Source organism: Ulvibacterium sp. (genome assembly GCF_028285715.1).
GTDB lineage: Bacteria > Bacteroidota > Bacteroidia > Flavobacteriales > Flavobacteriaceae > Ulvibacterium.
The window spans coordinates 49,364-71,369 of sequence record NZ_JANQOO010000024.1 but is presented as its reverse complement, the minus strand read 5'-3'; the positions used below and the strand labels follow the sequence as shown (position 1 = coordinate 71,369).

Below are 22,006 nucleotides of genomic sequence, written 5' to 3'. Positions count from 1 at the left end.
CTAAAACTCATATGAAATGCATTGTTAAAACCTAGCTATTGCTTCCTTGATCTTATCCTCTTTCACGCAAAGTGAAAACCGGATATAACCTTCCCCATTACCCCCAAAAATGGTGCCCGGTGCTATAAAAACATCCTTATCGTACAATACCTCATCAATGAATTCTTCAGAAGATTTACTTCCTTCTGGTAATTTAGCCCATACAAACATGCCTGCTGCATTCTTATCATAGGTGCAATTTAACTTGTCTACCAAGGCGAACATCAATTGACGCCTTGATGCATAAACGGCGTCCAGCTTTTTGAACCATGCCCCCCCACTTCGTAATGCCGTTACAGCACCTTGCTGTATTCCATAGAACATTCCCGAGTCCATATTGCTCTTTATCTTCAATACGGCATTTATATGACTTTCATTGCCCATGACCATACCGACACGCCAACCTGCCATATTAAAGGTTTTGCTCAGTGAATTTAGTTCAAGGGCAACTTCTTTGGCACCTTCCACCTGTAAAATACTTGTGGGATGTTCATTCAGCACAAAACTATATGGATTGTCGTTGACCAATAGAATTTGATTTTCCTTGGCAAACGCCACCAATTCCTGCATTTTTTGATGTGTAATAGTTGCACCGGTGGGCATGTTCGGATAGCTTATCCACATTAATTTAACCTTGGAAAGATCATGACCCGCCAGTGTCTTCAAATCGGGCAACCATTCTCCAGATTCTGTAAGGTCGTACTTTATGGGAACGGCACCCACCAATTTGGTTACCGAAGTATAGGTAGGATATCCGGGATCCGGAATCAAGACTTTGTCTCCCGAGTTCAAAAAAGCAAGACTAATGTGCATTATTCCTTCTTTGGAGCCCATTAAGGGTAAAATCTCATTTAGACCATCTAGGGCAACCCCAAATTTGGATTGGTAGAAATCCGCCATGGCACCCCTTAATTCGGGTAAGCCTTGGTAACTTTGATATTGGTGTGCACCGGATTCCCCAAGCACATTCTGCAAGGTGTCCACCACCTCGGGAGATGGGTCCAAATCGGGGCTCCCAATCCCCATATTGATAATGGGCCTACCCTCCGCAACAAGTTGACGCACCTCCCTTAACTTTTTAGAGAAGTAATATTCTTGTACCGTATTAAGTCTTTCTGCCGTTTGTATCATAACATGGCATTTTTATATTCTCCTATGACCTTGAAATTTTCGGACATAATTTCCAGAAGCGATTTGGCCTTGGCAAAATTATCATATTGTCCAAAAGTAACATCTACAAAAAAGGCATATTTCCAAGGAGTTTCTATAATGGGCAAGGACTGAATTTTGGTCAAATTCAAGTTACAATCGCTCATTACATTGAGCACCGTCGCCAAACTGCCCCTTTTATGATCCGTTTCAAATCGAAGGGACGCTTTATTGATTTCGTCCTTGGGAAGTTCCTTGTTCTTGGTTTTTATGACAATAAATCTTGTGGCATTGTTCTTTATGGTCTGTATTTCCTTGGCAATAATCTCCAAACCATATAATTCTGCGGCAACCCGAGGTGCAATGGCCGCAATACCTTTTAATTGATGTTCTTCGATTTGTTTGGCCGTTTCCGCAGTATCCACGTCTTCCACCATCTTAATGTGGGGTTGGGTCTTTAAAAATTCCCTACACTGCAATAAGGCCATAGGATGGGTGCGCACTTCGGTAATATCCTCAATGCGTTGTCCCCTTAAAGCCATTAAATGGTGGTGTATGTTCAAATAGTGCTCCCCTATAATATATAAGCCATTGTCATATACTAAGGCATAATTGGGAATAATGGATCCCGCGATGGAGTTCTCAATGGCCATAACGCCCTTATCGGCGGAACCATCCAACAAACGATCCACCAATCCGTGAAAGGACAGACATTCCACTAAATCTACCTTATCGTCAAAATACTCCCTTACAACCTGATGATGGTTGGATCCCTTTATTCCCTGTATGGCTATCTTTAAACCCATTATGCTACAAAAAATGGCAAATAAAAAAGTCCCGTTTTTCACGGGACTTCATACTATATCTTGTTTTCAATACACTACAACAGTCCCATTCTTCCCTTGAAAAAGAAGTAGAAATAAAAACCGTTAAAGAAATATTGCTTTATCATTGTGCTTTAAAACTTTGGCTAATGTACTAATTAAATTTATAAATTAAGTTTTAGGGTCTACTTTTTTTGATTTTCCAAGAATTAACGCCAATCCTTGTCCATTTATTTTTCAAAACCCAATTTTAATACGAATTACGCACACCGTATGTACTTCGGATAAAGGACAATGTACCCCATTTTCAACCCTACAGAATTGTTTTTTCAATATTCTTCGGAGATATATGGGTCTTTATAGTATTTGCCATATTTTTGGTGAAAATCATTAGAAACCGTGTCCATTGCCGTAAAAAACATTAGCAAAACATTCGGAAACCAAAAAGCTCTGGACAATGTTTCGTTTGATGTTAAAAAGGGTGAAATTGTTGGGTTTTTGGGGCCAAATGGTGCAGGTAAGTCTACTTTGATGAAGATTTTGACCACTTACCACCAAGCGGATGAGGGAGAAGCGGTGGTGAATGATTTTAATGTGCGCACGGCTAAGAGATCTGTCCAAAAGAGTATTGGGTATCTACCTGAACACAACCCTTTGTATCTGGACCTTTATGTAAAGGAGTACCTAGCCTTTAATGCCGATGTCCATAAAGTTGATAAGAATCGTATAGAAGAAATTATAGAACGAACGGGACTTAGACCAGAGGCCTACAAAAAAATAGGACAACTTTCCAAAGGATATCGTCAACGGGTAGGGTTGGCGGCAGCCCTATTACATGATCCGGAGGTACTTATTTTGGATGAGCCTACTACCGGACTTGATCCCAATCAACTGTTGGAAATTCGGAGGCTCATCAAGGAAATTGGAAAAGAGAAGACCATATTGCTATCAACCCATATTATGAAGGAGGTAGAAGCTGTTTGTGATAGGGTTTTAATTTTGAATAAGGGGGTTTTGGTGGCCGATAAAAAACTGAACGATTTGCGGGATGAGGAGGAACAAGTCATCGAGGTAGAATTCGATTATCGGGTAGAAGAAGCTTTTTTACAAAAACTTCCCCATGTTTCCCAGGTAAAAAACACGGGGGGTTTTGTGTATGAGGTTACTTTTAGCACTTCCAAGGATATGCGACCGGCCATTTTCGATTTCGCCCACGACAATCAACTCAAAACATTACAGCTAAGCCGGAAGAATAGAAATTTGGAAAGTTTGTTCACAGAACTCACTACTTAATTCCGAATTGGACCTTCCAATTTCTGCCTAAAAAACCTAAAATTTTAAAGCCAATCCCACCCCATTTTCGTTACTTGTAGGGGTTAGATATAGGGATGTTTTTTTGCCAAGACTATCATTGTATTCCAGAATTGCCATCTTTTTATTTTTCGTGGCCGAATGGAAAAATATAGAACTAATAATGCCCGTACCGGCAACGGCAATAATTGGACCTGTAAGGGGCTCGTTGTCATCCAAATTTGAAATCAACCAGATAGCGGACCCAAAATTAGCGGTGCCGGCAATCAAGGCTCCCACCATATTCTTTTTGGATTTTTGCCAATGTAGGGCCGAAGCCTGATTTTCTTTCATAATGGCGTCGATTTCCTTCCAGGTAAGTGGCTCCTTGTCCTGGTAAAATTTTTCGCCCCACATTCCGGAAAAGGAAGTAATTTCCTGGGCGGACAAGTTTGCTCCACAAATACCTAAAATCAAAAGGGAAAGGGTTAGTCGTAAATTTTTCATTTCTTTTTTTTGTTTAAAGATATATATTTTCCATTGAACAAAAAATGAATTAACCTTGATCTAACAAATCCTGAAGCTTGTTTACATATTCATTGAATTCCAACGTTTCGTATTCATGGATATTAGAATCTCCATTTTGTTCAAGAATATCAAGAAGTCTCTGATAGGCTTGTAAATCCATAAGTATTTCTTCTAGGTTATCATATTTTTCATGGGACGGTAGCGCTAAGTAATAATACAACCTTTCTTGATAGACCCTCTTTAGTTTGGCATATAGTTTTTGGGCCTTTTGAGGGTCGCCCACTTTGTAATACCCATCCAAAAATGGTTCTACGAAGGTGTAATATGCAAAATGTTCCACAGGAATATGAATCATGGCCATATCAATAATTTCCTTGGCCTTTTCTAATTTATCTTCCTTTAACAGGTTTTCCAACAGGCGGGAGAGTACCACACGGTTTGTTACCCCAAATTGTTTTCGTGTTTGGGGGTCATGGTATATTTTTGGGCTTCCCGAATTGCCCCATTCCCACTTTTTGACAATAGAGTACATCAGTTCCGAATCTACTCGACCCTTATCAAAAATGCTTTCATTTTTAGTCTCAATCGGAACCAGTTTGTAGACCAGTCCGTCCAACTGAAGATAATCACTCATCCATATGTATTCCTCTTCGTCAAAACTTCCCCCTGAAAAATAAATAGGCCGTTTCCAATTGTTATTGGCCAAGATATCCAACATCATCAAATTACTTTTTCTAATTCCCGTTTCCGGAAGATCAATATCTATATAATCCACTATCCGGGAAGAATCCTTTGCAGCTACCAAACCAGTGGCCAAAACCATTTCCTTATCTACCGGAACTCGTATTTTGTTCGTAGGATAGAATACGGCATCCAAATATCCTTCGGAAAAATCACTGATATCCCTTCCTTGTTTTTCAAGCAGGTTTTTTACTTTGGTACGGGGGTGGTCACTGGCCACCCATTTCAAAAAATCCTTAATAGGCCATCTTTTATCCGTTATCGGGGCATAATACAGAACTTCCCTGGAACCATATGTATATTTTTCATGTGTTAGTTGGGAAGGAATGGGATCACTTCCATAGGCCTTACGTTTCATTTGATCTATATACCACGAAAAATTCAAATACCCGGATATAATTGTACGAGTATCCGTTCTGTAGTTCTCTATTTCCTGGGCGTACCAAAGCGGAAAGGTATCCATATCCCCTATGGTGAATAAAATGGCCCCCACATTTTCTTGTGTAGAATCAAAATAGGCTTTGGCCATAGCCAAGGCCGTATACCGGTCAGAACGATCGTGATCATCCCAATTCTGTTGGGCCATAAGAACAGGAACTGCCATAAGGCAAATACCGAGAAGAAAGGGCAGGCCAATTTTGGGTCGGACATACTTTCCAACTTCTTCAAGAAGTCCGTATACCCCAAGACCGATCCAAATGGCAAAAACGTAAAAGGATCCAACAAGTGAATAATCCCGTTCCCGGGGCTGAAAAATTGGAGGATTGGTATAAAATTGTATGGCCATTCCCGTGAACATAAAAAAAACAAATAACACCCAAAATTGTTTGGGATTTTTAGAGATCTGGAACACCAGGCCAATTAGTCCCAAAAGCAATGGCAAAAAGAAATAGGTGTTTCGGCCCTTGTTCGATATGGTTTCGGAAGGCAAGTTTTCTTGACTGCCCAACCGGAAGCTATCAATTAGGTTAATTCCACTTAGCCATTCCCCATTGCCATCAAAACGGCCCTGTTGATCGTTCTGCTTTCCCACAAAATTCCACATAAAATAACGCCAGTACATATAGCCCAACTGAAAATGAAATAAATACCCGATGTTTTGCCACAGCGTGGGAGGCTTCACAATAATCCAATCGTTCATTTCCCGAAGAAAACCCAAATATTGGCTCGCCTCTATGTCTCCTTCCGCATTTTTTTCCCGAAATTCCCGGACAACCTCCTGTAACTCAACATTCGATTGGAATTCTGGCTTTACCGTAAAATCCAATGCACCATAATACCGTATATAATTCTCCGCATTCTGTTGGCTCCACATTCTAGGCAAAAAACCGGTGTGCTCTGGACTTGAACCTTGTGAAGCACCTTTGTAACGATTCACAATTTCATATTTTCCAAGCTTTGCGTTCTGCTCATATTTTGGACTATCATCCTTGGAAGGGTGGTCGGTAGCGAACATATCGGAATAGTACGCACCATAAAACGGACTATCCGTACTCGGGTATTGTTCCCTATTGTAATAGGCCAACAGGGAACGAGCATCGGAGGGGTCATTTTCATTGATTACCACATCGGCACTTGCCCTTATCGGCAGTAGAAACCAGGAAGAAAAACCAAGTACCAAAAAGAGGACGGATAGTATTACAGTATTTGCAGACCGATAGTTATTCCTCTGGGTATATCTCAGAGCGAGATAGAAAAAGAGTGCCAAAAAAACGCCCATACCAATGCTCCCAGAGTTAAAGGGCAAGCCCAATGAATTGACGAAAAATACCTCGCTCCATCCAAAAAGTTTTAACATATAGGTCAAGGAGAACTTAAAAACCAGTAGCAATATGACCACGGCCACGATATTGGCCACAATAAATTTTTTAATCGTAATGAACTTATATCGTTTAAAATAAAACAGTAGTACAATGGATGGAATGGCCAAAAAACCCATAAACTGAATTCCAAAGGTAAGGCCGGTGACAAAGGAAATTAGAATAAGCCACCTATTTCCCCTCGAGGTATGTAAACTGTCAGTCCATCGAATTCCCATCCATAATAACAATGCCATAACCAAACTGGCCATGGAATAAACCTCGGTCTCGGTCGCATTGAACCAAAAACTATCCGAAAAGGTAAAGGCCAAGGATCCCACCACGCCAGAGCCTAGAATGCCGATATATCTATTTTGGGCAATGATACCGGAATTCAAAACCAACTTTTGGGCAAGATTCGTAATGGTCCAAAAGAGAAATAAGATGGTAAACGCACTGCATACAACGGACACGTAATTCACCATAAGCGCTACTTGATCGGGAGCCGTCGCAAATAATGCGAAAAAGGATCCTATCATCTGGAGGAGGGGTGCTCCAGGGGGGTGGGCAATTTGTAATTTGGCCGAAGTGGCTACATATTCGCCGGCGTCCCAAAAGCTTACTGTAGGCTCAACGGTAAGTCCATAAACGATTAGGGCTATCAGAAAAACAGTCCAGCCCAAAAGGACGTTCCATGTATCAAATTGCTTTGAGGTCATCCAAAAGTTTCATACAAAGAACTTCTAGATAGAGACAAAATGGTTTTAAAAGTGGTTGGATTTTGGTGCTAGTACCCGTACTAATTCCGTATTTTTTGCAATAACTCCTCACGACTGGATACGTGCAACTTACTATAGATATTGGTAATATGTGTTTTTACGGTACTGAGGCTAATAAAAAGCTCATTGGCAATCTCCTTATTGCTCTTGCCTTGCAGAATTAGGCCCTGTATATTCCTTTCCTGCCTACTTAGACCTACCTTGGGCAAACCGTTTCTTTCACGGCGTATCCAGAAGAAAAACAACACCAACCCTATAATAGTGAATCCTAAAAACCCAATAATCAACTTACTGGTCTTGTATTTGCTTTCCACTACCTCCGTGGTTAAGAAGGCCAGTTTGTTCTCCAAAAAAAGATAATCCGAACGGTTTATGTCGCTTTTCTTAAGTTTTGTAAGCAGCTGCATATAGTAATCGGGATTCTCGGTAATATCCAAATCGAGTAGGTTTTTGCTATCCAAAATCTGGATGGCCAACAACTTTACCTTTAATATTCTGATCGAATCGCGCGCGTAATCCCTAAATTCAGACTCCGTTCCTTCTTGAGTAGACGTCGGAGTATTTAGTTGTGCTTCAAAGTACTTTAATTTTTTCCATTCCCTGATTTCAAGATTACCGTAATCATCCTTAGTTTGTACCGAACGATTGTCCAAATACAAAGTATCTGCTTGGGCATATAAATTTACCGTTGCCCACAAGCCAAAAACAATACCATAAATAGCTGAAAACCTCAAATCCTCAAAATTAATTTACCTAAATGTCTATAAAATCCGGGAGGCATGCAAATTTGATAATATATCCACCACCTCATCCAGCTCCGTTTGTACCTTAGGGTCCGTACAGTTTATTAAAATGGCGAATACCATCTGTAACTCGGGATAAACAAAAAAGTTGGAATACCCTCCTATACCACTACCGATATGGCCATAAAAAGGCCTGCCTCCTTTATCCATACTTACTTCCCAGCCTAAACCATAATACGTGGGATTGCCCTTTATTTTTCGAGAAGTCAAAAATTGCGATAGTACTTCTTTGTGTGCTATTTTTCCATCCAAATAAGCCTGACCCAACTTGGCAATGTCCTCAGAAGTTGAGAGATAACCTCCTCCTGCCATTTTATAATAATTGTTCACTGGAATTGACTTTCGAAAACCATGGCGATTTTTAGAGTAGAACGCAGTACGATTGAAATTACCTGAAATTCCCTTATCAGTTGTCCAAAAACCGTGATTCGATGGATATTCCGCAAATGTACGACCCATTCCCAAAGGTACTAAAACCCTTTGCCTCACGTAATCCTCAAAGGGCATACCACTGGCCTCTTGCATGGCCAATGAGATCAATACCCAATCAAAACTGTTATAGTGATAAGCGGTCCCAGGTCGGAAGAGTAAATCGTCATCCTTGAAAATTACAATACTTTCCCTTATGGAATATGCTTTGTTGAGTCCATACTCCTTACCGCGATATCCGCGAATACCAGCGGTGTGGCTGGCCAATTGCCGAATGGTAAAATCCCATTGCTTTTTAGGGAAATAGGGTACATACTTATAAAATGAAGTATCCAGGTCCATTAGACCATCATTGACCATTAAGGCCAAGGCCGTAGCGGCAATAGGTTTGGATACACTGGCAATACGGAAAATGGTTTTTGTAGGTTCTAAAAGGATTCTTTGGTCCAAATCGGAATATCCATATCCTTTTTGCAACAGTACTTTTCCTTGCCCCAGCACGGTAATTGAAATACCCGGTACTTTATATTCATTTACCAAAGAGGCCAAGATGTAATCTGCTTTGGCCAGACCTTGCAACTCGGCAGCATTCCCGACCATCCTTTTTTTTGTCAAAAAGTCTTTTAACCGTGTAAGGATAGCTTTCATTCAATAGCTATTGAAAAATCAATCTTCCATTAAAAATTTCCTCTACATCCACCTCAGAAGGTCGATTGAAACTGATAACATCTCCCGTACCACGAATTAAGCCGGTCAAGGACTGTTGCGGATTGATGAACATATCATTGGAACCTCTATGGTTTAAATTGACGTTCTCGGCGATAAGGTTTTCCGCCTCGATTCTCGAGTCTCCCGCTGCTATCGTAAGATTCAGGTTCTGTACGGTTCCTCTTAATTTAAAGTAAGCTATGCCGTTAGAAGCAATACTTAGGTTTTCCGAATCAACTTCTAGGTCAAATTCACCATCTGTGGTTTCAGTCTCGGGATTTATAAAACTTTCGGACAATAAGGTGAGCGTTGGATATGCAAGTACCCCGTCACTTTGAATGGGCAAGCCGGTGCTACTTCGAATCTCTGTGATGTTGGGCGAGGTGACATGGACCGTGGTCAATCCGTACTCTCGAAAAAGGTTACAGCCATTGCCATTACGTAGTAGTAACCGGTCGCCTTCCAAGGTAGCCGTCACCTCGTCTTGAAGAAATTCACCCGTCTCTATTTCAACTTTTTGCGTATTGCCTTGTCTTATTATTAAACTCACATTCTCAAAAACGGTAATCTTGGAAAAGCTGGGAAGCAGTATCTCCTCTCGAATAATTTCTCCTGCATTTTGAAGGCAATCCGGTGCATTTTCGGTATTGCAGGCAAATTGAAAAATACAACATACCAAAACCGGTAACAACCCTAAACCAAGTGTTCGATTTTTTAAAAATTCCGGGTTCCAAATTCTCAATTTCAAAACTTTGATTTTCTATATCACTTTATTCCACACTCCACATTTCACAATCGAATCCCTACGCCAAACTCCAATGCCTCTGCCTTGGCACCATGTGATTTTAAGGTCAACGCACTAAAGATTTTTTTCCCAAAATAGCGTTTTAAACCTATTCGATTGTATATGCGCCCTTCAAAATCGAATGGATAATAAACATAATATCCCAATTGAGTGATGACGGACATTTTATTAATGAATAGTTCATGCCCCAAAAATAGGCCTGCTCGTTTATAATCGGTATCTTCCTCGACTTCCATTTCTGGGAAGGAAGTACTCTGAAATCGAATCAATTCCTTTAGGAAGTTGGAAAAGAACAAATCAGCACCCAGTTGGATGGCACTTTTTCTTCCAAGACGTTTATCGGCATAGCCTGAAATTATAAAAAATCCGTATTGACCTAAATCGATTACGTCACTTTCATTTAGTCCCGCTCGAAACGCGATATTGTATCGGATAGGTTCGGTAACCTTTTCCTTTTCCCTATGGATGTACTCCACTTCTTCCATATTCCCCAAAGTATATGTAAGTCCCGCATTAAAAGCAAAGGTGTTGGTAGACGTATTGGGCGCCTTGAAATTGGCATTGGAATAATGTACAAGCGAAATTCCTACCTTAAAACCCAATCGCTTGAATATATTTTCCTTGTAATAGTTTAACATGAGGTAAGTAGAACTCAAAAAATGGGACCCATAGGCATTGTTCCTAAAATTTTGATTTTTGTCGTAGGGATTGGTATTGTAGGCAATCCCTTGTCCAATCCGGAACTGTAAGTTCCGTTTGAAAAAATAGAAATTATAGTGGGCGTATACCCCGTAATTTTCCCCCAAGGTGCTGTTGTTCATATTCTGATATACAAAAGAATACCCTATATCAGGATAGTTATAGAGCTGTTCCCATTCTTTGGCTCCAAAAGTTTTTTGATTATATCCGAGAATGAAACCTGAGGGATGTTCGGTTATTAAATGGCTTATATCCGGATTATGAAGGAGAATGGAACCATAAAACGGGCTGACATCCAAGACAAATCTCTTGGTGGCATCCGTATTTTGAGCAAATGAAAACGAGATCAAAAACAGAAAAATGGGGAATAAACTTCGGTTCATGGAATGTAAAGGTAAGTACCAAATAGGAAATACGGAATTGGAAGTATGAAATACCTCCACACAAGAGACGAAGCGCGAAGTTAGAAGTGCTCAAACAAAATAAGGCGTATAGGGTGAGAAAAAGTAAGCACAGGACGTTAAAGTCTTTACTTTCCATCCCTAAGTATCTAGCAAAACTAAAAGACCGCTTCTGCTATAGCCTTAATATTGTCAGATTTTCCCATGGAGTAATAATGTAATACAGGAACACCTGCAGCTTTTAGCTCCTTGGATTGTTCTATGGCCCATTCTATACCAACTTGCCGTACGGCCTTGTTATCTTTGCAAGCCTCTACGGCATCGATGAGATCTTGCGGTAAGTCTATCCGGAATATAGGGGGCAATAGTTGCAAATGCCTCTTTACTGCAATAGGTTTAATCCCCGGAATTATCGGTACATCAATACCCATTGCCCTGGCTTCCTTTACAAATTCAAAATATTTTTTGTTATCAAAGAACATTTGGGTAACCACATAGTCCCCTCCCGCGTCTACCTTTTCCTTTAAACGCCTTAAGTCCGTTTTTAGGGACGGGGCTTCCAGATGTTTTTCAGGATATCCGGCCACACCAATACAGAAATCGGCACAATTATCCGTTTCCACCACTTCGTGTAGATATTCCCCGCAATTTAAATTATGAATTTGCTTAATCAAGTCAATGGCGTAAGGATGGCCTCCTTTGGTAGGTCTAAAGTGTTTTTCCTCCTTCATGGCATCTCCACGTAATGCCATAACGTTGTCTATGCCCAAGTAGTGACAGTCCACTAAGAGATACTCGGTTTCCTCCTTGGTGAATCCTCCACAAAGCACATGGGGAACCGTATCCACATCGTATTTGTGCTTTATGGATGCGCAAATACCTACGGTACCTGGCCTCATACGTGTGAGTTTTTTATCCAACAGACCATCTCGGTCAATATATACGTATTCCTCCCTGGATGTAGTTACGTCTATAAATGGGGGTTCAAACTCCATCAAAGGACTAATGTTGTTGTACAGCTCCTGAATGTTCTTCCCTTTTACCGGGGGTATAATTTCAAAGGAAAACAAGGTTTTTCCTTGAGCTTCTTGAATATGATCGGTTACTTTCATTTTGTAGTATTGTCTTCCTAGGTTTTGTACCCGATCGACTTTGTCGAACAGGTAGTCGTACTATTTAGTCTCTTTTATATTTTGCTCGGGCACTCACTATGACAAGGCAGGACAAAGAGTTAATAAGCCTACCGGGCATTCTCCTCACAATATTGTTTTACATCAGTCTTCCACAATGTTAGGCGCCAACCATTTTGTGGCCTCTTCCAAAGGAATGCCCTTTCTCTTGGTAAAATCGCCCACCTGATCTTCCTTTATTTTTCCAAGCCCAAAATATCGGGCTTCCGGATGCCCAAAGTAATATCCACTGACCGATGCCGCCGGCCACATTGCCAAACTTTCCGTCAATTTTACCCCTATTTTCTCCTCGACATCCAGTAGGTCCCAAATGGTCAATTTTTCCAGATGGTCAGGACATGCGGGATAGCCAGGTGCCGGACGTATTCCCTTATATGATTCCTTGATCAACTCTTCGTTGCTTAAATCTTCATTATGGGCATAGCCCCAATGGGTAATCCGTATTTGCTTGTGCAGGTATTCCGCGAACGCTTCCGCAAAACGATCGGCCAATGCCTTTACCATAATCGAATTGTAATCGTCGTGCTCTTTTTCATAAGCTGCTGCCAATTCCGATGTGCCAAAGCCCGTGCTTACACAAAAACAGCCCATATAATCCTGCCTCCCGGTTTCTTTGGGAGCAATAAAATCGGATAATGCAAAATTGGGAACACCGTCACGCTTTTTTAATTGTTGCCGTAGTGTCCTAAAAACAAACTTTCGATTCTGGGCCAATACTTCAATATCATCGTGGTTGATCGTGTTCGCTGCAAAAAGTCCAAAAATCGCCTTTGCTTCCAGTAGTTTTTCGTCCACAATTCTCTTCAACATTTTCTGGGCATCTTCAAACAACTCGGTAGCCTGTTCGCCGACAACATCATCAGTCAAAATATTTGGATACTTTCCATGTAAATCCCAACTTCGGAAAAAAGGAGTCCAATCGATATAATCCACCAAAAGGGACAAATCCAAGCTCTCGATGATTTGTATTCCCATATTGTTTGGTTCAATTATTCCAGTTTCCGACCAATTGATTTGGAACCTGTTGTCCCTTGCTTCTTTTAGGGTCAAATACTCTTTTTGTTTGGTGCGCTTTAGAAATTTATCCCGGAATTGTTCATAATCTTCCTTGATACCGTTTATATAAGCTTCCGAAGTTTCTTTTTGCAACAAATCGCCCACAACGGTAACTGCACGGGATGCGTCATTGACATGGACCACAGCATTTTTATATTGCGGATCAATTTTAACCGCCGTATGTGCCTTGCTCGTAGTAGCACCTCCTATCAGCAGGGGAACCTTAAAATCCTGACGTTCCATTTCCTTGGCGAGATGCACCATTTCATCCAATGATGGCGTAATCAATCCGCTTAGTCCAATGGCGTCTACCTTTTCATCTACAGCCGTTTTGATTATTTTCTCCGGAGGGACCATAACACCCAAATCCACTATTTCATAATTGTTACACGCCAGAACTACACTTACAATGTTTTTTCCTATATCGTGTACATCACCCTTAACGGTTGCCATCAATATTTTACCTGCAGAACTGGAGTTCCCGACTTGAGGGTTTTTCAATTTCTCCTCCTCAATAAATGGGAGTAGATAAGCCACCGCTTTTTTCATGACCCTGGCAGATTTCACTACTTGCGGCAAGAACATCTTTCCGCTTCCAAAGAGATCGCCTACCACATTCATTCCTGTCATCAAATGACCTTCGATTACTTCAATAGGTTTATCGACACTCTGCCGGGCCTCCTCTACATCGGCTTCTATGTATTGGTCGATGCCCTTTACCAATGCCCTTGTAATCCTTTCCTGTAAGGGTTCTTCACGCCAAGATAAATCTACCTTACTCTCCTTGGCCTTGCCGACAACGGTTTCGGCAAAATCCAACAAACGTTCCGTGGCATCATCCCTTCTATTTAAAACGACATCCTCTACATATTCGAGTAAGTCCTTGGGAATATCGTCATAGACCTCAAGCATCGTCGGGTTTACAATACCCATGTTCATACCAGATTTTATGGCATGATACAGGAACACGGAGTGCATGGCTTCCCGGACCGGGTTATTGCCCCGAAACGAAAATGAAACGTTGCTTACCCCTCCACTAACGCTGCAATGGGGTAGATTCTCGCGCACCCACTTGGTGGCTTCGATAAAATCCAATGCATTGCGTTTGTGTTCATCCATTCCCGTGGCGACCGGGAATATGTTGAGGTCAAAAATGATATCCTCCGGGGGAAATGCCACCTCCTTTACCAAAATATCATAGGATCTTTTGGAAATTTCTACACGGCGATCGTAGTTGTCCGCTTGCCCCACCTCATCAAAGGCCATGACGATAACGGCGGCCCCGTACCGTTTTATTAATTTTGCATGCTGTATAAACTCAGCCTCGCCTTCCTTTAAGCTAATGGAATTTACCACACATTTTCCCTGGACTACCTGCAACCCGGCCTCTATAATTTCCCATTTGGAACTATCTATCATAATGGGTACCCTGGCAATGTCCGGTTCAGCGACTATCAAATTAAGGAACCTTACCATGGCCTCTTTCCCATCGATAAGACCATCATCCATATTGATGTCTATAATCTGGGCACCACCTTCCACTTGATCCCTAGCTACTTCCAGAGCCTCCTCATACTTTTCCTCCTTAATCAACCGAAGAAACTTCCTTGAACCGGCCACATTAGTACGTTCACCCACATTGATAAAATTACTTTCCGGGGTTACGATCAAAGGTTCAAGACCTGATAGTTTAAGATATTTTGGTTTTGTTTCCGTCATTACTAATGATATAATACTTCTGGAAAAAATTTATAAGAACGGCGTAGGGCATTCTTCCCATTATGATAATCCGGAGATTGTTGAAAATCAAATTCCTTATTTTCCAAGGTGTCGCAATTCATTAATGAAATATACTGGTCTTTTGTTTCAATACATCTTCCAAGTTCATGTGCGCCATACCCCTTTGTCTTAGTAATTGTTGAAGTGGCTTGAGCAAGACTTTGTTCAAATTCTTTTGATAAGCCTTGCCCTATATTTAAAATGGTCACTTCCAAAATCATACCGATACAGATGCTACTTTCAATTTTCTAGGGCCATATTCCTTTACCAATTCGGCAATTGCCGATATATGCTTCGGTGTGGTCCCGCAACATCCACCCACAATGTTTACAAGTCCCTTTTCCACATATTCCTTGATCTGGGCTGCCATTTGTTCCGGGGATTCATCATACTCACCAAAAGCATTGGGTAAGCCGGCATTGGGATGGGCGGAAATAAAATGTTCCGATCTACCGGAAATTACCTCAAGATGTGGTACCAATTGACTGGCTCCCAGAGCACAGTTGAACCCGACGGATAAAATGGGGATGTGCGAAACGGATATCAAAAAGGCTTCCGCAGTCTGCCCGGATAATGTTCGTCCAGAAGCATCGGTAATGGTACCGCTGACCATTATGGGAACATCTATTTTCCTTTCTTCCTTTACCTCCTCTATCGCAAATAAGGCCGCTTTGGCATTTAGCGTATCAAAAATGGTTTCGACCAATAGAATGTCCGCTCCACCGTCCAACAACGCCTCTATTTGTTCTTTATAGGCAAGGCGAAGTTCGTCAAAGGAGATGGCGCGAAATCCAGGGTCGTTCACATCCGGGGACATGCTAGCCGTTTTATTGGTGGGACCAATACTGCCCGCAACGAACCTAGGTTTATGCGGTTCCAAGCCAGTAAACTCTTCTGCTACTTTTTTCGCTATTTTAGCCGATTCATAATTAAGTTCATAGACCAGTTCTTCCATATGGTAATCCGCCATGGCGATTGAGGTACCCGAAAATGTATTGGTTTCCACGATATCGGCACCAGCCGCGAAGTATTTTCCATGGACCTCCGCGATAGCATCCGGTTGTGTTATGGACAATAGGTCATTGTTGCCTTGTAATGGATGTTCCCAATCCTTAAAGCGTTCTCCACGAAAATCGGATTCGGTAAACTTGTAGCGCTGGAGCATTGTTCCCATGGCCCCATCCAATACCAGAATACGCTCCTGAAGTATGTCTTGAATTTTTTTCATATTAACCCCTATGTGCAATATTAAAAGCTGCACAGATTTAATGTTAACTAAGAAAGGGAATGTTGGACGAAAACTTGATCCTTGTTATCTGCCACCTCATGATAGAGTGATAGAATGTAGCACCTTCTTTACAGGAAAGGGTTGCCAAGGTTTCATAGGGTCTAGTCCCTCCACCTTTCTTGATAACGATTTCAATTTTTTAATGAACTGGTGCAAAGTAACGTCAAGGTACTCTTAAATGCAAACAATCCCTTGTTTTTTTAACATATAGCCTTAACGAAAAACCCTCTAACAAATTTTGTAAGAGGGTTAAAATTCAAATAAGAACGGAAAATCGATACTATAATATGCTCTGGACCACTTCTTTTTTGGCTTCTTTTTTGGTCCCGTCAAAACCTTGAACCCCGCCTACTGTTGTATACTTCATTACATAACGCTTATCCGGATTTATAATCTGATAGGCATATTGGCACATAACCGCCGCCTCGTGGAAACCGGACAGAATCAACTTTAATTTGCCCTCATACGTATTGACATCGCCAATAGCAAATACCCCGGGAATGTTGGTTTGGTAGTCCTTGGCATTGTTTACCTTAATGGCGTTTTTTTCAATTTCAAGGCCCCAATCCCCAATAGGCCCCAATTTTGGCGACAAGCCAAAGAGAGGGATAAAATTGTCCGTCTCCACGTAGGTTTCGCCTTTGGACGCATCGTTATGCTTTATAACCACGGCTTCCAAATGTTCGTCCCCATATAATTTTTTTACCTCGGCTTCGGTATAGAGCTTTATTTTTCCAAGTTTGGCCAATTCCGATGCTTTTTCAACGGAATCCAATGCCCCTCTGAATTCATTTCTACGATGAACCAGAGAGACTTCAGAGGCAATATCGGACAAGAAAATGGCCCAATCCAAGGCAGAATCACCACCCCCGGCGATAACTACTTTTTTATTCCGATAAACTTCAGGGTCTTTAACCATATAAGCAACCCCTTTGTCCTCAAAATCCGTAATATTCTCGATAGGAGGTTTACGGGGCTCAAAAGAGCCTAATCCACCGGCAATAACTACTACGGGCGCCTGATGTTTTGTCCCTTTATTTGTAGTTACGATAAACGAACCGTCTTCCTGCTTATCCAAGGTTTCTGCACGTTCACCCAGAGTAAATCCTGGCGCAAAAGGTTTTATCTGTTCCATAAGATTATCTACCAATTCGCCCGCCAAAATTTCTGGAAAGGCCGGAATATCATAGATGGGTTTTTTCGGGTATATTTCCGAACATTGGCCTCCCGGTTGCGGCAACGCATCGATAAGGTGGGTTTTAAGCTTTAGTAATCCGGCCTCGAATACCGTGAACAGTCCCGTGGGACCTGCTCCTATAATAATTATATCTGTTTTAATCATAATTCTGAACTTAACTCGTGTATATTATTTTCAACGACCTTTCGTACGGACGCCCTATGATTTACTACTTCACCAATGATAATAATGGCCGGATTGGCCAATTCTTCCTTCTGAACGACCTCCAAAATAGTATCGATTGTCCCAATCCCTATTTTTTCGTCCTCTCTGGTCCCATTTTGAATAATGGCAACGGGAGTATCCCATTTTTCTTCATTTTTGAAGAGGTTAACAATTTCAGGAAGTTTGGACATTCCCATTAGAATAACCACCGTGGCACTTGATTTAGCGGCCAAATATACATCTTGGGACAATTTATGCTCTTTGGTGGTCCCTGTAATAACCCAAAAACTTTCGGCCGAATTTCGCTTTGTTACCGGTATGTTCTGAGCCGATGGCACTGCAATACAGGAAGAAATACCTGGTACCATTTTGGTCGGAATCCCATGATCCGCAGCGTATTTCATTTCCTCTGCACCTCTACCAAAAACAAAAGGGTCACCTCCCTTTAACCTAACCACATGCCCGTGCGTTCTGGCCCTGTTAACGATCAATTCATTGATTTGTTCCTGTTGATAGGCATAACATCCTTTACGCTTGCCCACAAAAATATGCTCGGCTTTAGGGGAATATTCCAATAATTCCGGATTTACCAAGGCATCATACAATACCACATCTGCCATACCCAGGGCTTTGATGGCCTTTACGGTTATGAGTTCCAAATCTCCAGGACCCGCACCAATTACCGTAAGAAGGGGCGCTTTCCCAGTTAAAGGAAGAACTTTGGTATAAACCTCTTTTGATATGTTATTTTCTAAATTCATTTCTCTACGATACTTGGGCCAATTCCAACTCCCTGAGTTGCTCCACTTCCTTTAAAAAGCCTTTGGCATCTTCCAAATAGTTTTTGGCAAACGATTCCGAAGGTTCGTTTTGGTTTAGTTGCAGGACTAATTCCTCAAATCCCTTACCCAGATTAATCCTTCCTGATGACACAAATTTTTCATCGAAATCCTTTATGATACCGGAATGGGTATTCACCTTGGTATTCTCCGCAGTGAGCAAGGCCTTTGCCGAATTTACCATGGAGGTATAGGAGTAATAAATACTGGCGGCCCATTTTCCTTGGTCAAAAGTATCCTTTGCATTTTGAATTTTTTCCTCACTTTCAAAAAGCAAGGTCGCCACTAAATCGATGACAACTCCCGCACATTCTCCTACACCAATTGCCTTTTTATAACGTTCCGTTGCTCCCCAATCAATAAAATCTTCCGGGGTAAGGTTATCTATTTCTGTCAAGGGCTTTAGAAAGTCGTAGAAATATATCTGACCCTTCTCGGCATAATAATCCGCAAAGGGAGCGCCCTTGCCATTTGCATCAAAATCATCTAGAATAAGTCTTAATGCTTCAGGACCCCTTTTGCTAGGTATCTTTATTACTTTATCGGCAAACCGTCCATTACCATTACCATCGTTTCCACCTCCTAGCAGAACTTGCAATGCAGGCGCCACCAATTTATCCTTGGTACGGATACTCATGCCTTGAAATCCGATATTGGCCATATTATGTTGACCGCACGCATTCATACATCCACTAATTTTTATGACCACATCAGGATTCTGAATATAGTTAGGGTATTCCTTTTTAATTATCCTTTCTAGCTCTTCGGCAATTCCCGTACTACTTGCAATCCCTAAATTACATGTATCCGTTCCAGGACAGGCGGTAATATCCGCGGCTTTGTTGTAACCTATTTCGGTAAATCCTAATTTTTCTAATTCAGTGTAGAAAAATGGGACCGATTCCTCTTTTACAAAGGGAATAAGGATATTTTGACGCAGCGATAACCGAATTTCACCAGCGGCATAATTTTCGACCAAATCCGCCAATAATCTTGCCTTATCCGTATAAAAATCGCCTAACAAAACCTTGATGCCAATAGCCACAAAACCTTCTTGTTTTTGAGGAACCAAATTGGTGGACTTCCATTTTTCAAAGGCCTCTTTATCCTGAATTATTACTTCTGGAGCCGATTTTTCCGAAACTACAATCTTGGGATAAGATTGTGCATCAATGGGATACGACTTATGGGGAACAGCTTTTTGTTCTGCTTGCAGTAATTCCTTAAATCCGTCCAGGCCAACATCCTTTAACAAGAATTTCATCCGAGCCTTGGCCCTACTTCTACGTTCACCATAACGGTCGAAAACTCGTATTACACCATCCATTAAGGGAATAATCCTGTCCGAGGGAAGAAACTCGAACAACACATCACCATGCCTTGGTTGAGAGCCCAATCCACCACCGATCAATACCTTAAAACCTCTTACACCTTCCTGAACTTTCGCGATAAAACCAAGATCGTGCATGTAGGAAAGTCCCGTATCCGCATCGCTTGCCGAAAATGAAACCTTGAACTTGCGCCCCATTTCCTGACCTATTGGATTTCGAAGAAAATACTCAAAAAGGGAATGGGCATATGGAGACACGTCAAAAGGTTCGTCCACATCTATTCCTGCGGTTTCACTGGCCGTAACGTTCCGAACCGTATTACCACAAGCCTCGCGTAGTGTTACATCGTCTTTTTCCAACTCTGCCCAAAGTTCCGGGGTGCGTTCCAAATCCACATAATGAATCTGGATATCCTGACGGGTAGTGATATGCAAACGGCCTCGGGAATACTCATCCGAAACATCGGAAATCCTATGCAATTGATTGGAGGTTACTTTTCCGTAAGGTAGCTTAATACGGACCATCTGGACGCCTTGCTGTCTTTGGCCATAGACTCCCCTTGCCAAGCGTAGACTGCGGAACTTCTCTTCATCCATGTTTCCTTCCTTGAACTCCCTAATCTTTTTCTCCAGTTCTATAATGTCTTTTTCTACAACCGGATTCTCTATTTCCGTTCTAAAGCTTTGCATATCTTTAAGTTATGATGTTCGTCTATTCCAATCTGAATTTCTTTCTATAATACCTATAGGATTTATAGGAATTAAAACTGTTTTTACAATCATTAAAAACTAAATACTTCCCATAGAACTTTACCGTATTGCCAGGAAAAATCAGTTTTATCAATTGATGAATCCTACTCCGGCCGTATTATTGGTCCGGGTATCCAGTAGGATGAACGAACCATTGGTCCTATGCGCCTTAAAGGCATCATAAAATATAGGTCTGTTCAATCTAAATTTCACTTGAGCAATATCGTTCATGTCCAATGCGACCACTCCTTCTTCTATACCTGAATAGTCCGGAAGAATCTTATGCTCTATACTATCTACTTTTGCCAATACTTTGTTGATACCATGTTGCACAACGTATTTACCCCCGGTCGTTAACTTCTCCGAATCCATCCATGAAACCGTTGCCGTAAATTGCTTATCAATGGTTGGCAAATCACCCGCCTTTACCAACATGTCCCCTCTACTTACATTCACTTCATCTTCCAACGTAATGGTAACTGAAGAGCGTCTTGGAGCGGTTTTATATTCTTTGTCATAGAAGTAAATACCCTTAATCCTGGATTTAGTCATAGACGGCAAAATTACTACCTCATCACCAACGTTGAGTTCCCCTCCATAAACTTTACCTGCAAATCCTCGAAAATCGTGAAAATCATCCGTTTTTGGCCGAATGACATATTGCACTGGGAAACGAGGTGTACCTACGTTATAAATATCCTGCAAGTCCAACTCTTCCAAATGCTCCAAAAGTGTTTGCCCGGTATACCATGGGGTGTTATCCGAATGATTCACGACATTATCACCCTTAAGGGCGCTTACCGGAATAAAGGTTATTTTCTGATCTTCATAATCCCTTTTTTCCATAAGCCGTTCAAAATCGGATTTAATTTGATTGTATCGTTCTTCCGAAAAATCCACCAAATCCATTTTGTTTATAGCGACCACAACATCTTTTACACGTAACAAATTGTTGATGAAGAAGTGTCGATTGGTTTGTTCTATGACTCCTTTTCGTGCATCTATCAAAATAATAGCAGCTTGTGAGGTGGAAGCACCCGTAACCATATTCCGTGTATACTCTACATGCCCCGGAGTATCAGCAATGATATAACTTTTAGATGCGGTAGAAAAGTAGATATGGGCCACATCTATTGTTATTCCCTGCTCACGTTCGGCCACGAGACCATCCGTTGCCAGGGAAAAATCCAGATAATCGTAACCTTTTAGTTTACTGGTTTTTTCTATGGCTTCGAGCTTATCGTCTGTCAACGATTTGGTATCATACAATAATCTACCGATCAAGGTACTTTTACCGTCATCTACACTTCCTGCCGTTGCTATTTTTAGTACTTCCATTTTTTTAATTGATAATCGATAGCTACTCGTGCGTAAACAC

At 41.4% G+C, this 22,006-nt stretch carries 17 protein-coding genes and 1 riboswitch; of the genes, 1 reads left to right on the top strand and 16 read right to left on the bottom strand.

Going from position 1 to position 22,006, the window contains the following annotated elements:
* Positions 1-24 precede the first annotated feature (24 nt).
* Entirely contained in the window at positions 25-1,170 is a 1,146-nt protein-coding gene (locus Q0993_RS16840; RefSeq protein WP_299535223.1) for an aminotransferase class I/II-fold pyridoxal phosphate-dependent enzyme, read from the bottom strand.
* Positions 1,167-1,994 (bottom strand): prephenate dehydratase, encoded by an 828-nt coding sequence (locus tag Q0993_RS16835; protein ID WP_299535221.1) that lies wholly within the window; start codon positions 1,992-1,994, stop codon positions 1,167-1,169. Before Q0993_RS16835 ends, Q0993_RS16840 begins: the two co-directional genes overlap by 4 nt.
* 417 nt (positions 1,995-2,411) lie before the next feature.
* On the opposite strand from Q0993_RS16835, the gene gldA reads away from it, so the two are divergent.
* Positions 2,412-3,305 carry a gliding motility-associated ABC transporter ATP-binding subunit GldA gene (gene gldA / locus Q0993_RS16830; protein WP_299535219.1) on the top strand — a complete coding sequence of 298 codons (894 nt, stop codon included), beginning with the start codon at positions 2,412-2,414 and terminating at the stop codon, positions 3,303-3,305.
* A gap of 36 nt (positions 3,306-3,341) precedes the next feature.
* Here the strand turns inward: gldA and Q0993_RS16825 are convergent, their stop codons facing one another.
* The 14 genes from Q0993_RS16825 to Q0993_RS16760 all read right to left on the bottom strand — a co-directional run bounded on the left by Q0993_RS16825 (position 3,342) and on the right by Q0993_RS16760 (position 21,966).
* Positions 3,342-3,809, bottom strand: coding sequence for a hypothetical protein (locus Q0993_RS16825; protein ID WP_299535217.1), 468 nt, complete (start codon positions 3,807-3,809; stop codon positions 3,342-3,344).
* A gap of 49 nt (positions 3,810-3,858) precedes the next feature.
* Positions 3,859-7,089: a DUF2723 domain-containing protein gene (locus Q0993_RS16820; RefSeq protein WP_299535215.1), complete on the bottom strand. Its 3,231-nt coding sequence runs from the start codon at positions 7,087-7,089 to the stop codon at positions 3,859-3,861.
* 80 nt (positions 7,090-7,169) lie between these two features.
* Entirely contained in the window at positions 7,170-7,883 is a 714-nt protein-coding gene (locus Q0993_RS16815; RefSeq protein ID WP_299535212.1) for a helix-turn-helix transcriptional regulator, read from the bottom strand.
* A 27-nt stretch (positions 7,884-7,910) separates the two neighbouring features.
* Positions 7,911-9,029 carry a serine hydrolase gene (locus Q0993_RS16810; protein ID WP_299535210.1) on the bottom strand — a complete coding sequence of 373 codons (1,119 nt, stop codon included), beginning with the start codon at positions 9,027-9,029 and terminating at the stop codon, positions 7,911-7,913.
* Positions 9,030-9,036: 7 nt separating this feature from the next.
* Positions 9,037-9,837, bottom strand: a complete 801-nt coding sequence (locus Q0993_RS16805; RefSeq protein ID WP_299535207.1) for a head GIN domain-containing protein — start codon at positions 9,835-9,837, stop codon at positions 9,037-9,039.
* 41 nt (positions 9,838-9,878) lie between these two features.
* Complete coding sequence (locus tag Q0993_RS16800; protein WP_299535205.1) at positions 9,879-10,976, bottom strand: acyloxyacyl hydrolase; 1,098 nt, start codon at positions 10,974-10,976, stop codon at positions 9,879-9,881.
* 176 nt (positions 10,977-11,152) lie between these two features.
* Entirely contained in the window at positions 11,153-12,106 is a 954-nt protein-coding gene (gene metF / locus Q0993_RS16795; protein ID WP_299535203.1) for a methylenetetrahydrofolate reductase [NAD(P)H], read from the bottom strand.
* Positions 12,107-12,268: 162 nt separating this feature from the next.
* A complete protein-coding gene (gene metH, locus Q0993_RS16790; RefSeq protein WP_299535200.1) occupies positions 12,269-14,959 on the bottom strand; it encodes a methionine synthase in 2,691 nt (896 codons plus the stop codon).
* A 2-nt stretch (positions 14,960-14,961) separates the two neighbouring features.
* Complete coding sequence (locus Q0993_RS16785; protein WP_299535198.1) at positions 14,962-15,240, bottom strand: hypothetical protein; 279 nt, start codon at positions 15,238-15,240, stop codon at positions 14,962-14,964.
* A complete protein-coding gene (locus Q0993_RS16780) occupies positions 15,237-16,247 on the bottom strand; it encodes a homocysteine S-methyltransferase family protein (protein ID WP_299535195.1) in 1,011 nt (336 codons plus the stop codon). The genes Q0993_RS16785 and Q0993_RS16780 overlap by 4 nt, the downstream gene beginning before the upstream one ends.
* Before the next feature lie 81 nt (positions 16,248-16,328).
* A riboswitch (SAM riboswitch) is annotated at positions 16,329-16,436 on the bottom strand.
* 151 nt (positions 16,437-16,587) lie between these two features.
* On the bottom strand, positions 16,588-17,649 hold the full coding sequence (locus Q0993_RS16775) for an NAD(P)/FAD-dependent oxidoreductase (protein ID WP_299535193.1): 1,062 nt from the start codon (positions 17,647-17,649) through the stop codon (positions 16,588-16,590).
* Positions 17,646-18,470 carry a uroporphyrinogen-III C-methyltransferase gene (cobA, locus tag Q0993_RS16770; RefSeq protein ID WP_299535191.1) on the bottom strand — a complete coding sequence of 275 codons (825 nt, stop codon included), beginning with the start codon at positions 18,468-18,470 and terminating at the stop codon, positions 17,646-17,648. The genes Q0993_RS16775 and cobA overlap by 4 nt, the downstream gene beginning before the upstream one ends.
* Positions 18,471-18,474: 4 nt before the next feature.
* Positions 18,475-20,568 carry a HEPN domain-containing protein gene (locus tag Q0993_RS16765; RefSeq protein ID WP_299535189.1) on the bottom strand — a complete coding sequence of 698 codons (2,094 nt, stop codon included), beginning with the start codon at positions 20,566-20,568 and terminating at the stop codon, positions 18,475-18,477.
* Between the two features lie 150 nt (positions 20,569-20,718).
* On the bottom strand, positions 20,719-21,966 hold the full coding sequence (locus Q0993_RS16760) for a GTP-binding protein (RefSeq protein ID WP_299535186.1): 1,248 nt from the start codon (positions 21,964-21,966) through the stop codon (positions 20,719-20,721).
* Positions 21,967-22,006: the final 40 nt, after the last annotated feature.